Source organism: Subtercola boreus (genome assembly GCF_003399625.1).
Taxonomy (GTDB): Bacteria; Actinomycetota; Actinomycetes; order Actinomycetales; family Microbacteriaceae; genus Subtercola; species Subtercola boreus_C.
In genome coordinates, this window is record NZ_NBXA01000003.1 from 126146 (window position 1) to 141109 (window position 14964).

At 69.5% G+C, this 14964-nt stretch carries 13 protein-coding genes; 2 read left to right on the forward strand and 11 right to left on the reverse strand.

Going from position 1 to position 14964, the window contains the following annotated elements; translation table 11 throughout:
* Nucleotides 1-105: 105 nt before the first annotated feature.
* Nucleotides 106-903 carry an SDR family NAD(P)-dependent oxidoreductase gene (locus B7R21_RS02350; RefSeq protein ID WP_116281641.1) on the reverse strand — a complete coding sequence of 266 codons (798 nt, stop codon included), beginning with the start codon at nucleotides 901-903 and terminating at the stop codon, nucleotides 106-108.
* Nucleotides 904-957: 54 nt separating this feature from the next.
* Between B7R21_RS02350 and B7R21_RS02355 the strand changes: the two genes are divergently transcribed.
* Nucleotides 958-1584: a TetR/AcrR family transcriptional regulator gene (locus tag B7R21_RS02355; RefSeq protein ID WP_116281642.1), complete on the forward strand. Its 627-nt coding sequence runs from the start codon at nucleotides 958-960 to the stop codon at nucleotides 1582-1584.
* 91 nt (nucleotides 1585-1675) lie between these two features.
* On the opposite strand, the gene B7R21_RS02360 is transcribed toward B7R21_RS02355, so the two are convergent.
* The 10 genes from B7R21_RS02360 to B7R21_RS02405 all read right to left on the reverse strand — a co-directional run bounded on the left by B7R21_RS02360 (nucleotide 1676) and on the right by B7R21_RS02405 (nucleotide 12193).
* Nucleotides 1676-3316 carry an aldehyde dehydrogenase family protein gene (locus B7R21_RS02360; RefSeq protein WP_116281643.1) on the reverse strand — a complete coding sequence of 547 codons (1641 nt, stop codon included), beginning with the start codon at nucleotides 3314-3316 and terminating at the stop codon, nucleotides 1676-1678.
* Nucleotides 3317-3386: 70 nt separating this feature from the next.
* Complete coding sequence (locus tag B7R21_RS02365; protein WP_216364082.1) at nucleotides 3387-4499, reverse strand: LacI family DNA-binding transcriptional regulator; 1113 nt, start codon at nucleotides 4497-4499, stop codon at nucleotides 3387-3389.
* Nucleotides 4496-5692, reverse strand: coding sequence for a fumarylacetoacetate hydrolase family protein (locus B7R21_RS02370; RefSeq protein WP_116281644.1), 1197 nt, complete (start codon nucleotides 5690-5692; stop codon nucleotides 4496-4498). The genes B7R21_RS02365 and B7R21_RS02370 overlap by 4 nt, the downstream gene beginning before the upstream one ends.
* Before the next feature lie 28 nt (nucleotides 5693-5720).
* Nucleotides 5721-6509 (reverse strand): enoyl-CoA hydratase/isomerase family protein, encoded by a 789-nt coding sequence (locus tag B7R21_RS02375; RefSeq protein WP_116281645.1) that lies wholly within the window; start codon nucleotides 6507-6509, stop codon nucleotides 5721-5723.
* Nucleotides 6506-7660, reverse strand: coding sequence for an ABC transporter substrate-binding protein (locus B7R21_RS02380; protein WP_216364083.1), 1155 nt, complete (start codon nucleotides 7658-7660; stop codon nucleotides 6506-6508). Before B7R21_RS02380 ends, B7R21_RS02375 begins: the two co-directional genes overlap by 4 nt.
* Nucleotides 7657-8898, reverse strand: a complete 1242-nt coding sequence (locus tag B7R21_RS02385) for a CaiB/BaiF CoA transferase family protein (RefSeq protein ID WP_116281646.1) — start codon at nucleotides 8896-8898, stop codon at nucleotides 7657-7659. Before B7R21_RS02385 ends, B7R21_RS02380 begins: the two co-directional genes overlap by 4 nt.
* A 102-nt stretch (nucleotides 8899-9000) precedes the next feature.
* Nucleotides 9001-10158: a DUF4432 family protein gene (locus B7R21_RS02390; RefSeq protein WP_216364084.1), complete on the reverse strand. Its 1158-nt coding sequence runs from the start codon at nucleotides 10156-10158 to the stop codon at nucleotides 9001-9003.
* The gene (locus B7R21_RS02395; RefSeq protein ID WP_116281648.1) at nucleotides 10155-10907 is read right to left on the reverse strand and encodes an SDR family NAD(P)-dependent oxidoreductase; all 753 of its coding nucleotides are present in this window, start codon (nucleotides 10905-10907) and stop codon (nucleotides 10155-10157) included. The genes B7R21_RS02390 and B7R21_RS02395 overlap by 4 nt, the downstream gene beginning before the upstream one ends.
* A gap of 168 nt (nucleotides 10908-11075) precedes the next feature.
* Nucleotides 11076-11615, reverse strand: coding sequence for a flavin reductase family protein (locus tag B7R21_RS02400; protein ID WP_116281649.1), 540 nt, complete (start codon nucleotides 11613-11615; stop codon nucleotides 11076-11078).
* 35 nt (nucleotides 11616-11650) lie between these two features.
* Nucleotides 11651-12193 carry an NADPH-dependent FMN reductase gene (locus tag B7R21_RS02405; RefSeq protein WP_116281650.1) on the reverse strand — a complete coding sequence of 181 codons (543 nt, stop codon included), beginning with the start codon at nucleotides 12191-12193 and terminating at the stop codon, nucleotides 11651-11653.
* A gap of 619 nt (nucleotides 12194-12812) precedes the next feature.
* Here B7R21_RS02405 and B7R21_RS02410 point away from each other — a divergent pair.
* Complete coding sequence (locus B7R21_RS02410; RefSeq protein WP_116281651.1) at nucleotides 12813-14960, forward strand: hypothetical protein; 2148 nt, start codon at nucleotides 12813-12815, stop codon at nucleotides 14958-14960.
* Nucleotides 14961-14964: the final 4 nt, after the last annotated feature.

Genomic DNA, 14964 nt, shown 5'->3' on the forward strand with positions numbered 1-14964 from the left:
CTGCAGCCGGGCGGCCCGGCCGCCGCTCAGTTGCGCAGCCGCTCAGTTGCGCTGCCGCCGCCCCGCGGCCGAGCCGACTCGGCCAGCCCACCGGCCGCCCACACCTCAGCCGAGCCGGGTGTTCGCGATGCCGCCGTCGATGTCGAGCACAGTGCCGTGCGCGTAGCGCGCCTCATCCGACACCAGGAAGCGCACGGCGAACGCGATGTCGACCGGACGCACCGGAACACCGGCGACCGTCGCCGCGGCCATCGCCTCCACCTGGTCAGCCGAAGCCGCGTTCCCCGGAGTCGCCGTCGCACCCGGGGCGACGGTGTTGACGTTCACCCCGCGTGGGCCGAACTCCGCAGCCCACGTGCGGGTCATCTGCTCGAGCGCCGCCTTGGAGGCCGTATAGGCCGCGCCGAAGGGAATGCCGACCCGCGACATCCATGAGCCGATGTTCACGATCGCCCCCGAGCCCCGTTCCGCCATTGCTGGCGCCAGTTCGGCGACCAAGACATGCGGTGCCCGGATGTTCGTCGCGAGCACTGCGTCGAGATTGGCGTCGGCCAGCAGCGCCGTCGGGGAAACGGGGTAGATGCCGGCGTTGTTGACCAGGATGTCGACAGATCCGCCCACGGCGGAGGTCGCGGCGCGGGCGAACTCCCGCAGGCCGGCGTAGTCGCCGGAGAGGTCGGCGGGCACGGCATATGCCGTTCCGCCAGCCGCGGTGATGGTGTCGACCACGACCTGGGCGCGCTCGAGGGTGCGGCCGCTCACGACGACGGTGGCGCCGGAGGCTGCGAGCACCCGGGCGATCGCCTCACCGATGCCGCTGGTGGAGCCAGTGACGACAGCGGTGCGCCCAGCGAGACGAGAATCAGGAACAAGGGACTGGAGGACTTCTTCATTGGACTTCATAGTCCATTCCTAGCACAGAATGGACTATAGAGTCCAGCAGGCTAGAATCGGAGCATGGACGAGTCGAAGATCACAGAGCGGGGGCGGCGCACCCGTCAACGGATCATCGAGGCGACCGGCGAACAGATCCTCGCCTCGGGCATCGGCGGCACGACGCTCGACACCGTGCGAGCTGCCACCCTGACGAGCAAGAGCCAGCTGTTCCACTACTTCCCGGGTGGCAAGGCCGAGCTGGTGCGCGAGGTCGCAGGTTGGGAAGGACGGCAGCTCTTCGAGGCGCAGGAGCCGTTCATCCACGACCTCGCCTCGTGGGAATCCTGGGAGCAGTGGCGGTCCGGGCTCGTCGACTACTACATCAGCCGGGGGCGCTGGGCCTGCCCGATCGGCTCGCTGGCGACGCAGGCGGCGATGTCCGACCCCGAACTCGAACAGGTCATCGCCGACAGTATGCGCGCCTGGCGCGAGCTGCTCGCCGAGGGAGTGGGCAGGATGCGCGACGCCGGGCTCGTCGCCGCGTCGGCCGACCCGATGACGGTGGCCACGGTCATCCTCGCGGCCATCCAGGGCGGCCTGGTGCTGAGCCAACCCGAACGGGCCGCGTGGCCCCTCGAGGCGGCACTCGACAGCGCTCTCGCCCCGCTGCACGCTGAGTCGCTCCGGGAGGGCGCGACGCCGGCGTAGTGCGTGCCGGACACACCCTGCCGCGGATGCGCGCCAGACACACACCCGGCGGCGGCGGCGGGCTGGGCACAGCCGGGCCCCTGCCCCCGCCTCAGGCCGCGGGCAGGGTCAGCACGCCGTCGAGCCGGGTCGGCACCTCGAGCGGGCCGTCGCGGAGCTCCGCGGGGAGGAGCTGCTGCGGAGCGTTCTGCCACGCGACCGGTCGAAGCCACCGGCGCACGGCGGTGACCCCGACCGAAGTGTGCTGCGAGTTCGTGGCGGGCCACGGGCCGCCGTGCTGCTGGGCCCAGGAGACGCGCACGCCGGTGGGGTAGCCGTTGAACACGATGCGCCCGGCATGGGATTCGAGGATGGGCAGCAGGGCCGCGATCTCGCCGCCGTCGCTGCCCGCCGCACCAGAGCCGCCACCCGAGCCGTCACCCGGGCCCACACCCGAGCCGCCACCCGAGCCGGAGAGCTCGTCGTCTTCGGCGTGCACGGTCGCCGTCAGCGAGCGCGGCACCCGCAGGAAGGCCTCGCCGACCTCGCTGAGCGAGTCGTACCGGGCGATCACGAGAAGCGGGCCGAAGCACTCCTCGCTGAGTTCGCTCGTCAGCTCGGTGGCCGTGGTCTCGAGCAGGCGAGGCGCCACCTCGAAGCCCGCGACATCCGCAACCTCCGCAACGTCCGCAATCTCCGCACCAGCACCATCCGCAGCTCCAGCTCCAGCACCCCCCGCCGCCAACGGCGCGCCGCCGACCTCCGCCAGCCGCGCCGAGATGTCGACGAACGAGTCACGGATCCGGTCGTTCAGCAGCACCTGCGGGGTGGATGCGCGAGTGAGCGCCACCAGCGCGTCGACCAGCGGCTGGCCTGCTGCCCCGGCGGGCACGAACGCGATGCCCGGCTTCGTGCACAGTTGGCCAGCCGAACCCGTGAACGCCCCGAAGAGCCCGGTCGCGATGGACTCCGCGCGCACGGCCACCGCACCGGCCGTCACGACCAGCGGGTTCACGCTGCTGAGCTCCCCGTAGAAGGGGATCGGGTCGGGCCGGGTGTCGATCGCCGCCCGCAGGGCGTTCGCGGCACCGAGCGAGCCCGTGAATCCCGCGGCTGCGATCGCCGGATGCTTCACCAGCGCCACCCCGGCCTGCTGGCCGTACACGATGCCGAAGGTTCCGGCGGGAGCGTCGACCGCGTCGCCGGCAGCACGGAGCGCGTCGAAGGACCGCGCCGAGGTGAGGGGGTGCGATCCGTGCGCCTTGATGACGACGGGCGAGCCGGCGGCGATCGCGGAGGCCACGTCTCCGCCGAGCACGGAGAACGCGAACGGGAAGTTGCTCGAGCCGAACACCGCCACCGGCCCGGCAGCCACGAGCATGCGGCGCACATCCGGAGCCGCACCGAGCGGCGTGTCGCCGGCATGGTCGATCGCTGCTTCGAGGAAGCTTCCCTCCCGCACCGCCTCAGCGAACAACCGGAACTGGAACGCGCTGCGGCTGAGCTCGCCGTTCAGTCGAACCGGGCCGAGGCCGGTCTCCGCGTCGGCGGTGGCGACCAGCTGCTCGCGGTCGGCCTCGATCGCTGCAGCCATCGCGTCGAGCAGGGTCGCCCGGAACTCCCGGCCACGTCGGGCGAGTGTCGGCAGGGCGTCCGCCGCCGCGAGGGCGATCGTGTCGACCTCAGCGGGAGTCGAGGCGGCGAGGTCGGTGTCGGAGCGCACTCCGGTGCGCGGGTCGGTCGTGGTGATCATCGGAGATCCTCTACAGGGTCGGGGTCACAAAAAGGAAGGAAGGGAAGAAGATGGAGAAGGAGAAGCAGCCTCAGGCGCTCTCGCGCGCGACGACCGAGAATCCGAGGTCGATCGCGCTCGCCTCGTTCGATCGGCGCGTCATGCGCGCCACCAGCAGGTCGCCCGCCGTGGTACCGATCTGCCTGTTCGGCACGGCGACCGTCGTCAGGGTCGGCACCAGGTGGCTGCCGAGGTCGAAGTCGCCGAAACCGGTGATTGCCAGATCGCCCGGCACGCTGATGCCGCGCCGGGAGCACTCGAAGACGGCCCCGGCGGCGAAGATGTCGCTGGTGAACATGAGCACGTCGGTCTCCGGATGCTCGGCGAGCGCGGCCCCCAGCAGGTTCTTGCCCGTCTCGAAGTCGATGGTGCGCGTGCCCGAGTCGACGACCCGCACGGGTTCATCGGGGAGCAGTTCGGCGACAGCCTTCTCGAAACTCGACTTTCGGGCCATCGCGCGGGAGTCGCCGCTCTGCAGCGAACCGGCGAACGTGGGGTGACGGTAGCCCCGGCCCACGACGTAGTCCACGATCGCCCGGGTGGCGTCGCGGTTCGAGAAGCCGACGAGGCTGTCGATGGGAGCATCCGTCAGGTCCCACGCCTCCACGACGGGCACCTTCGACTCGCGGAGCAGGTGCGTGGTGGTCGGGGTGTGGTTGGTTCCGACGATGAAGATGCCGTCGGGACGCCTCCCGAGGAACGCCCGCACGAGCTCCTCCTCATGGCTCGGGCTGTAGCCCGTCGATCCGATGAAGAGCTGGTACCCGGCCGGGGCGAGCACCTCTTCAAGCCCCTGCAGCGCATCGGCGAAGACGGAGGCCGACACCGAGGGGATGATCGCCGCCACTGTCATGCTGCGGTTCGACGCCAGGTTCGACGCCGCGAGGTTCGGCACATACCCGGTCTGCTGGATCGCGTCGCGCACCCGTTCCAGCGTGAAGGTCGACACGAGCTCGGGGCTCCGGATGGTGCGGGAGACCGTCTGGGGCGAGACCTGGGCGTGCAGCGCCACATCGTTCAGCGTCACGGTTCCGGTCGACCGCCGGGAGGTTCGAGGGGGATCGACCGGTGGAGGAGCAGGGACGAACGCGGCCGGAAGAGCGGCCGCGACATCCGGAGCCGGCGCGACAGCGGTACCGCTCACAGCAGCCCTCGGCCGGCGAGGTTCTTCATCAGGCTCGCGACGCCGAACTGCCATGGCTCGCACCTCTCGCTCGTCTCGACCTGGTTCACCAGACTACCCAAAGGCCCACTGCTGATCCGTACGATGTCGCCGACCTTGTGCGTGAAGCCCTGGCCGGGTACATCGCGGTCGTCGACGGGCGCGAACATGGTTCCGAGCATCAGAACAGTGCCGTCGGGGTACTGGTGCTGCGGACCCATCAGCTGCCCGACCAGGTCTTCGGGGTCACGACTGATCTCGGACATGTGGGAGCTTCCGCCGAGGTGGAATCCGTCGAGCCCGTCGACGTCGAGCGTCACGGTGAGCCCCCGCACCGCGTCGAGGTCGAAGGTCTCGTCGAAGAGCCGCACGAACGGCCCGAGCCCGCACGAGGCGTTGTTGTCCTTCGCCTTCGGCAGCAGCAGGGCGGAGCGCCCCTCGATGTCGCGGAGGTTCACGTCGTTGCCGAGAGTCGCGCCGACGATGGTGCCGGCCGAGGAGACGATGAGCACGACCTCGGGCTCCGGGTTGTTCCAGACCGACGTGCTCAGAACGCCCACCTGGGTCGCCGCCCCGACGGCCGACAGGGCCAGCCCCTTCGTGAAGATCTCCGCATCCACACCGATGCCCACCTCGAGGTACTGGCTCCAGAGCCCCTCCCCCAGGAGGAAGTCCTTGAGCGCCAACGCCTCCGGAGAGCCCGGTTTGAGGGTGCGGAGATCGGCGCCGATCTCGTTCAGGATGCTCGCCCGCAGCTCGCCCGCTGCGACAGGGTCGCCCTTGACCCGCTCCTCGATCACGCGCTCGATCATCGAGACGGCGAAGGTGACGCCGGCGGCCTTGATCGCCTGCAGGTCGACGGGTGCGAGCAGCCACGGGCGGGCCGCGTCGCGGCTCTCCCGGGGCGTGTTGCCGACGATGTCGGCGAAGCTGCCGACGAACGTCGCGGTGGCGAGCGCCTCGCGGGCGGCCCGCGCGGGCTCCGGATGCTCGGCCAGGCCGCTCACGGTCGGGAACGCCGCGCTGATGTCGTACACGCCCTCGGCGGTGAACACCACAGGGGAGGGCCCGTTGACGGTGGGGTTCCAGACACGGCCGACCAGAGTTCCGGCGTAACCGTCGTCGGGTTCGAGCAGGGCGCTGTCGCCGATCCAGGACGGGGCGGGTGTGGTCATCGGGTCTCCTTGGTGAGGCGGGTGGCGGTCATCGACGGTGGAAGGTGGCGGCGCGCTTCTCGGCGAATGCCGCCCGCCCCTCGGCAGCGTCTTCGGTGGCGAAGCAGATCGTCTGCAGGTCGCGTTCGTATTCGATCGCCTTCAGCTGCGGCAGCGAGTAGGCCGCCCTCAGGTTGGTCTTCGCGGTCTCGGCGGCGATCGGCGCCCGGGAGGCGATCGTCGCCGCCAGCTCGGCTGCGCGCGCCAGAAGCGCCGCAGGCTCGACGACCTCCGACACGAGTCCCCAGGCCAGCGCGCGCTCGGCCGAGATGGCATCGCCCGTCATCAGCATCAGCGCCGCGTTGCTCGCCCCGATCGAGTGCGCAAGGAAGGTGCTCATCCCGCCGCCGCCGATCCAGCCCAGCGTGATCTCGGGCGCCGCGAAGCTCGCCGTCGACGACGCGATGCGGATGTCGCAGGTCATCGCCGTCTCGAGCCCGCCGCCGAGCGCGTACCCGTTCACCGCGGCGATCACGGGCTTCCGGAGCTCCCGCAGGGCGTCGCAGTAGTCCACCCGATTGCGGAACTCCCACGGCGTCGTGTACTTGTCGAGCTGCCGGATGTCGGAGCCCGCCGAGAACGCCCGGTCGCCGGCCCCGGTGAGAACCACGGCGCGAACGTCGTCGCTCTCGTTCGCCCACTCGGTGGCGGCGACGAGCGCATCCGACATCTCCTGGGTGACCGCGTTGAGCTTCTGCGGTCGGTTGAGGGTGAAGGTGGCGACGAAACCGTCGAGCGTGACGAGGATCTCGTCGGAGGGTGAGGTGAACCCGGTCATGGTGCGACCCTTTCTCTCGTGGCGGCGCCCAGGGGCACGGCGGCGCCACGCGCCGCAGAGTCGAGCCGGTCGAGCACGGAGCCGAGCGGCTCGATCCCGATGACGAGGCTCCGGATGATCGCCGACGCTTCGCTCTGGAACGCGATGGAGCCGTCGCCGCGCGGCCTCACCCAGGCCGATTCGATCGTGTCGATCGTGCCCGAGTAGAAGCCGTGGCTGCTCTCGTCGACGTGCGGATCCTGCCATGCAGCACGGGAACTCGGCTGGCCCTCGTGCCCGGGGATGAAGTGCTGCTGGGCATCCGGCGACAGCAGCCAGGCCGCTTCGTCGAGGAGCTCGGGGGTGATCTCTGCACGCGCGGTGATGGCCAGCCCGGTTCCGCCGATGGTCGAGCCGCGGCGCCCTCCGGGAGTGGCCCGGGGCGCATCCGTGAAGCGCAGCAGCGCGGAGCTGTAGTTCACGTAGCCGTAGACCAGGGGGATGTAGGCGATGTCGTCGGTGCCGGCCAGGCGTTCGAGCAGGGCGATCGGGCTCTGCCTGTCGCTGCCGGCGGGCAGGCGCGCCGCGATGCTGCGGAGGATCGAGAGCGCCTCGCGGGCCGTGTCGCGGGAGACGAAGGGCTCGCCCGGTACCAGCCGAGGCTCCTCCCCGAGAGCGACGCAGAGCGACGCGAAACTCAGGTAGGCGTGCGGGCCCGAGAGGGAGAGCGCGACGGGCGCTGTGCGGGAGAGCTCGACGACCTCGCCCCAGGTCTCGGGCAGAGCATGGTCCGCGAGCAGGTCGGTGCGGTGCGCGGCGACCTGGGTGGCGGCATCCAGAGGCAGAGCCCACTGGTGCCCGTCGAGAGTGTACGAACGGAAGGAGGGTCCGACCGCCGCGGCCGCCCAGCCCCGAAGCTGTGCCACGTCGAAGAGGGTGTCGAGCGGCTGCAGCGCATTCGTTCCGAGCGCCTCGCCGAGGTGCGGGTGATCGAGCACGAGCAGGTCGTACTGGCTCGCGAGGTCGGCGATCGGGTGGGATTCGAACCCTTCGAGGGGATGCACGTGCCAGTCGATCCCGAAATCCGAGCCCGGCGCGCGGCCGGCCTCGCGCGCCATCAGGGCGGCGGCGCCCCGGGGGTGATCCCAGGTGAGGCCGCGGTACCGGGTCACGTGGATACCCCGACCGGGGCGGACTCGTCGACCCGCACCGCACCCGAGGCGACCAACGCCGCGATCCGTTCGTCGTCGAGGCCGAGCGAGTGCAGGATCTCGGCCGTGTGCTCCCCCGTGAGCGGTGCCCCCCGGTCGATCCGGGCCGGAGTCTTTGCGAACTTGTAGGGGAAGCCGGGGGTCTTCACATGCCCCTCGGTGGGGTGTTCATACTCCACGAAGGTGCCGTTGTGCACGATCTGGGGGTCATCGACCAGCGCCTGGTAGTCGTAGACCGGGCCGGCCCAGATCGAGGTGGCGGCGAAGACGGCGAGCCAGTTCGCGCTCGTGTCGGTGACGAGCCGGGCCGCGGTCTTCTCGTAGAGCTCGTCGCGGTGCGTCCAGCCGTGCACCTCGCTCTGCATCTCGAGGAAGCTCGGTTCGCCGATGGCGCGCCCGAGTTCTGGCAGGTCGGGCATCGCGAGCGCGATGAAGCCGTCGCTCGTCTTGAACGCACCGTAGGGCGCACGGATGTAGACATGCGCATGCGGCTGGCTGCTGCGTTGCTGGTCGACCTTGCCGACGGTGAACACCGACAGCTCCTGCATCTGCAGGGTCGTGATCGCATCGAGCATGTTGACCGTCACGAGCTGCCCTTCCCCGGTGCGCTCCCGGTGGAAGAGAGCTGCGAGAACGGCTTCGAAGGCGGTGGAGGCGGTGACGGCATCCACCAGGTACTGGCCCGCCGGGAGGGGCGCCTCGCCGTGCTGGCCGGCCGAGAGCATCGCACCGCTCATCGCCTGCAGCAGCAGGTCCTGCCCGGGGCGGTTGCGGTAGGGCCCATCTTCGCCGTAGCCCGACACCGACACGTAGATGAGCTTCGGGTTGAGTTCGCGGAGCGTCTCGTAGTCGATGCCGAGACGCTCGGCGACCCCGGGGCGGTAGTTCTGCAGGAACACGTCGCTCGTGGTGACGAGGGAACGGAGGATCTCGCGACCCTCCTCTGACTTCAGGTCGACCGCGATCGAGCGCTTGTTGCGGTTCAGGGACAGGAACGACACGTTGATGCGGTTGCCCGTAGCTCCTCCGGCCGCGGCGTGGCGCTGCCACTCCCCTGTCGTCGGCTCGACCTTGATGACATCTGCTCCGAGGTCTCCGAGGCGTTGGGCGGCGAACGGCCCCGCCATGGCGATGGAGCAGTCGAGCACGCGGATGCCGCCCAGGATGCCGGGCGGGCGCCCCTCGGTTGTCTCGGTCATGATTTCTTCCCTGGTCTCTTATCGCTGCGAGGTGATGGCAGCGCTAACATCGAGTCTAACAACGGACAGTGGATACTCCGCCGGGCCCTCCCGGCGAGACGGTCAGTCGGGCTGGTCGCCGAGCGAACGGATGGCGGACCGGGCATCCTCGGTCTCCGGGGAGCCCAGCAGCACCCGGATGCTCGTGCGGTACTCCCTGGAATCGCCGTGCTCGAGCCAGATCATCGACCCGTCCGCCCGGGCGGCGGCGTCACCGCCCACATGATGGGTCGACGGCTCCAGGCCGACCGCGTACTGCCCGTCGCGGAGGTTCTGCCACTCGAAGAAGTGCGGCATGCCGGCGGCCTCCCACGCGACCTCGATTCCGCGAGAACCGTCGGCAGCGATCAGCGCCACCCGGTGCCGGCCGTCGGCGCCCGCGACGAGTTCGTGTTCGAACACCTGCTCGACGAAGCCGCGCTGCGGCTCGGGCAGCGTGCGGTACGAGACCCCCTGCGAATCGACCGAGTCGGAGGCCCAGAGGTGCTTCGACACCGCGGCCACGAACTCGGTGCCTTGGTCGACGAACGGCCAGCCGATGTTCAGGTGATAGAGGAACATGTGCGGCGTCGGTTCGAACCCCAGGTTGTCGACGACGTCGTGCAGCCGGATCTCCCGGCCGTCGAAGTCGACCTCGATCGTGCGGGTCAACCGCAGGTGCTCACCGAACGCCGTGGCCTGCACGACCTCGCCCTTCAGCCGGAAGACCGGGCGGCCGTCGACCTCGATCTCGGCCGCTTCGAGCAGTCGGGCCGGAATCGCGGTGAGGCGCCCGTGGAGGCCGTGCGTGACCTCGCTCTTCGGCGGATAGTTGTAGCGGTCACCGTCGACCGTTCCCCCGAACAGAGTGTGGTCGAGGCCACCCGTGACGAGCAGACCGTCGAGGGCGCGGAGCCACGACAGCCCGCCCTCGTCGTTGTGCTCGTGGAGGCCCGGATGACGAAAACCGTTGCCCGAGCGCCAGCCGAACGGGGCGCCGGCCAGCCGGGCCGATCCCAGGTCGAACGCGCGGTCGACGAGCACCTCGAACTCGAGGCCCGCGCTCGTGCGCACCTCGAGCGCGCGCACGCCGCGTTCCACGCCGTTGTCGAGAACGACGGACCGGATGCCCGCCACCGCCGACGTGTCGCCGGTTCGACGCCGGAGCTCCCGCATCGAGAGCTTCTGGCCGAAGACCTCGACCTCGGGGCCGGGCTGCCGATCATCCATCGGGCCGCTCATTCCATGATCCATCCGCCGTCGACGTTGATCGTCTGGCCGGTCACGAAGCTCGAACCGGGGCCGACCAGCCAGGCGACCACGTCGGCGAACTCCTCGGGCGTGCCGCGCCGCTTCAGCGACTGGTGCTCGAGCACGAAGTTCGTGTAGATCTCGGGGTCGTCATGGATCTCCTCGGCCTTCGTGGGAAAGGCTCCGGGCGAAACAGCGTTGACGCGCACCCCGGACTCGCCGAGTTCCCGGGCGAGGGCACGGGTGAGTGCCACGGCGGCACCCTTGGTCGACACGTAGCTGGCGAGCTTCGACCAGCCGCCGTGCCAGGTGATCGACCCGATGTTGACGATCGCACCGCTCTGCCGGGTGACCATGCGTCTCGCGACGGACTGCGCCATCGCGAAGTAGGCCCGCTGGTTCACGCTCACCACGTCGTCGTACTCTGAGATCGGGATCTCGAGGAAGGGCGTCGGCGGATAGATCGCGGCGTTGTTGACCAGGGCGCCGATGGGGCCGAGCTGCTGCTCGGTCAGGGCCACAGCGGCCTCGATCGCCTCCGCGTCACGCAGGTCGACCTCGAGCAGGGAGTGCGGCGCGCCGGCTGTCGCCAGAAGCGCGACCGTCTCGTCGAGCTCGGCGCTCGGCCGCCCGAGGGCCGCCACGGCGAAACCGTCGGCGGCCAGCCGGAGGGCGGCCGCGCGCCCCAGGGAACCGCCGGCTCCGGTGATGAGGGCGACTGTTCGGGGAGGGGTCGTCATGCTCAGATACCGTATCTCTTCAGGGTCCACTGCAGGTGTCGGAATGCGTGGCAGCGGTAATGGCAGCGCTGCCATTACTGACTATACACATCATCCGGACAGACGCAGCCCCCTGGGTACGGCAGACGGCAGGCGGTCACGCACCGGTTGACCGCCTGCCGTCCCGGCTCAGCTGGCGGCGGCCTCGACCTCGCGGAGGTGGCGGTACTGGCCCTTGAAGTAGAGCAGGGGCTGGCGGGTGTGCCAGTCGACGGAGCTCATCTCGTTGACCTTGCCGATGACGATGTAGTGGTCGCCGGCTTCGTATTCGGCCCAGATGTCGCAGTCGAGCCACATCAGGGTGTCCGCGATGACCGGGTTGTGGTTCGCGGTCGCCGACCAGTCGATTCCGGCCCACTTGTCGGTGCCCTTCCGGGCGAACTGGTTCGAGATCTCATGCTGCTCATGGGAGAGCACGTTGACGCTGAACCTGCCGGTCTCCCGGATGCGCGGGTAGGTGGTCGAGTTCAGCATGACGCTGAACGAGACCAGGGGCGGTTCGGTCGACACCGAGTAGAACGACTGGCAGGTGAACCCGACCGGTTCGTCTCCCTCGAGTCCGCCGATGATCGTGATGCCCGAGGCGTAGTGCCCAAGCGTGTTGCGGAACGCGCGCGGATCGATCGCGTCGACCGCGTCTCCCGTGACGGTCTTCAGTACTGATTCCATGGTGCTGTCTCCTTAGGGTGATGTGAGCCAACAGGTCAGACGAATGAGTGGATGCCGCCGCGCACGTGCGCGGCGACGTTCGCGAGGCGCCCGAGGTTCGCGGCGTACTCCTCGGCGGCCGTCGTGACGATCTCGTCGAGATGGTCCATCTGGCCGGCCACGAAGTAGAAGCCCCGACCCGGAACACTTGCGCCGAGCTCGACGAGCAGCGGTGCGAGGTTCACGGTCGGCCCCATCGAGTGCGACAGGTCGGCCCCGGTGAGAACCGGGATCGCTGTCACCCCCGCGAGAGCGTTCGCCGGGTAGCGGTCGAGGAACGCCTTCAGCAGCCCGGTGTACGTCGCCTTGTACGTCGGCGACGCGAACACCGCGATGTCGCTGGCGGCGACACGGGCGTTCAGCGCGGCCATCCTCTCGCTCGGCCACGCGAAGATCTCCTGGGCGTGGTCGGCCAGGTCGATCACCTCGACGTCGTACGAACCCTTCTCGAGAAGCTTCTCGACAAGGGTCTCGGCGACCTTCAGGGTGCGCGACTTCGGCTTCGGGTTGCCGACGACGATGGAAACTCTGAGCGGCATGATCTCTCATCTGTCTGGTGCTGGCAGGAAATGAGACGGTCGGAGAATTCGAGCACAGCCGCGGAGCGATCCCGGGAGCCGTGCGCGTCGACACCGACGTGTCCCACACACCACCGAGATCTTGTGGCCCGGTGGAACTGCAACGGCTTACGCTGCAATTCCATTATCACTCTCGTTTATTTCAGGCGTATTGCGCCGTCGGAGTCGGGTTCGGCAATCGTCACCCGGCGGTGTCCCGCCTGGATGCTCTCGCCGTGGCCGGCGCAGATCGGCACCGCTCGCCGTTCGTCACCCTGGCCGAGCCAGAGCGTGGTGTTCCCCGGTCGCGGGCATCCGGAGACCGCACAAAGCACCGGAGCCGCATCCCCGGTTCGTGTCAGGCGCCGACGACGCCCGCCACACCACGAGAGAAGACGGGCAAAGATGACGGATCTCCCCAATCTTGAGCAGTTCCCACTGGCCCCAGAAGGAGGCACGCCGCCTGTTTATTATGCCTTAGGATTCGTTTTGGGGGATCAATTGATTGAGACCTCATGCCAGTTCGGCACAATCCCCTCATCTGTGCAATCTCCACCGTCAACCCGGCGCAACGTCTGTGCCCGTCTTCCAAGGTTGGTCCATGAGCGCCTGGTCCCGTCGAACCGTCTGTGCCGCCGTCGCACTGCTGGCCACCCCCGCACTCCTCCTGGCCGCACCCCTTGCGGCGACAGCGGAGACAGGGGCGAGCGCGACCGCTGCGTCACGGACCCTGGCGGCCGGGCAGGTGATCGACGCCCCCGGCACCCTCTCCTTCGCGGCAGTCGATTCCATCCCCGACGACTCGGTTCCCGTCTTCGTCACCGTGGATGTACCCGACGGGCTCTCCCCGACCGCCGCGACGGCGACCCTGACCCCCGTGGACTCCGACCCGACCGGCACGTCGGGCACGGTGCGGGTGACGGTGAAGGGGGAGCTCCGCCAGAGCGTCGACGCATCGCAGCCGGCAGCCCTCGACATCCCACTCTCGACCTCCGATGTCGTCGACGGCCGCCTCGCCATCGGCTTCACCTATGCTCCGGCCGGCGCGCTCTCCGGTGCTGCGGCCGTCGCCGTCTGCACTCCCCCGGCGACCGCGAGCGTGAGCCTCAGCGCGGGAACCGTCCAGGTGACGGGTGACGCCACTGCTCCCACGACGGTGGCCGACTTCTTCTCCCCGGCCCTGAACGCGATCTCGGTGACCCTGCCGGACGACCCGTCGAGCGCCCTTCGCGCAGCGGGACTCGCCGCAATCGGTTCGCTCGCGAAGACCTACCCCTCGCCGGTGGCCCTCAGCCTCAGCACTGCCTCCGACGCCACCTCCGCCGTGAGCGTCGAGCCCACCCGGGGACGGATCGTCACCTTCGCCAGCACGGGCGACACCTCGGCAGACGCTTCGCAGCCCGTCGAGACGGCCCTCTCCACGTCGGCCGCCGGGGTACCCCAGCTCACGATCACCGGCCCGGAGAGCGGGCTCGCCGCCGCCGGTGCCGCCCTCGGCAGCGCCTACCTCCCACTCGCGTCTGCCGGCACGACCTCTGGGCTGTCACAATCAGGTTCCAGCACGGCGGGTTCCCTCGTGGCCGGTCTCGAGCACACCTTCACCGATCTCGGAGCGGGAAACCAGATCGCCCTGTCGGTTCCGGCAGAGACGGCGTCTGTGGTCAACGTGAGCCAGTCCGCCTTCGGTGGCCCGGTGGGCGATGCCACCGTCCACATCGTCGGCACGCACTCTGCGATCCCCGATTCCGTCGTCGCGACCATGAACGTGTACTGGAACGACTTCCTCATCGGGTCGGCGGTGCTGGGGAACACTCCCGCGTTCGACGTGAGCCTCCCCGTGGCTTCGACCCGGCTCACCGCCGCGAACGCCCTGAAGGTGACGCTGAACGCACAGCGGGCCAGCGGCGAGTGCCTTCCGCCCGAGACCTCGATTCCGATCGAGCTCTTCGTCGACAACCGGGCATCGACCGTCACAGGAACGCGCGGCCAGTCCCTCGACGCCGGCTTCCAGCGCTTCCCGCAGGCGCTCGGCCAGAGCATCCCCGTGGCGTTCGGCACGGGTCTGGATGCCGCATCCGCGGTGTCTGCGGCGGGCGACATCGTCGCATCGCTCCAGCGGAACTCCACCGTGCAACTCGGGGTCACCGTGATGTCGGCGGCGGACTTCGTCTCCTCCACCGAGTCGGGCCTGATCGTCGGGGCCACCTCCGAAGACTCGAACACGCTGAAGGCCCCGCTCCGGCTCGACTCCTTCAAGGCGATCGACTCGAAGACCCTCACCTTCGGCGTGGGCACCAACACCCCCTACGCCGCACTCGAGGGTTTCGAGACGAAGGGTCGCAACATCCTGATGCTCGGCGGCTGGGCCCCCGACGGGTCGGCCTCCGATGCCACCGCCTCCCTGCAGCGCCGGGCGGCCGACCATGCGCTGACCGGCACCGGTGCGTGGTTCGGCCTCTCCGGGGACGTCGTCGTGGCCGGTCCCGGAGAGGACGAACCCGTCGCGCTCTCGAGCAACGCAATCGTGCCGCAGACTGCTGTGACCTCCGACTACAACTCCTACGCCCTCTGGGGCGGCATCGTTCTGGTGATCCTGATCCTCGCAGGGGTGATCGGTGAGATCGGTCGGCGCCAGCGCCGCCGGAAGCTCGCCAAGTACGTGGACGCACAGCTCGCCGCCGACTCCGACCGGGTCGCCGCCCAGCAGGGCGAGGCGGACCCGTCCGGCCGCACGAAGCCGCTGGACTGAGCGG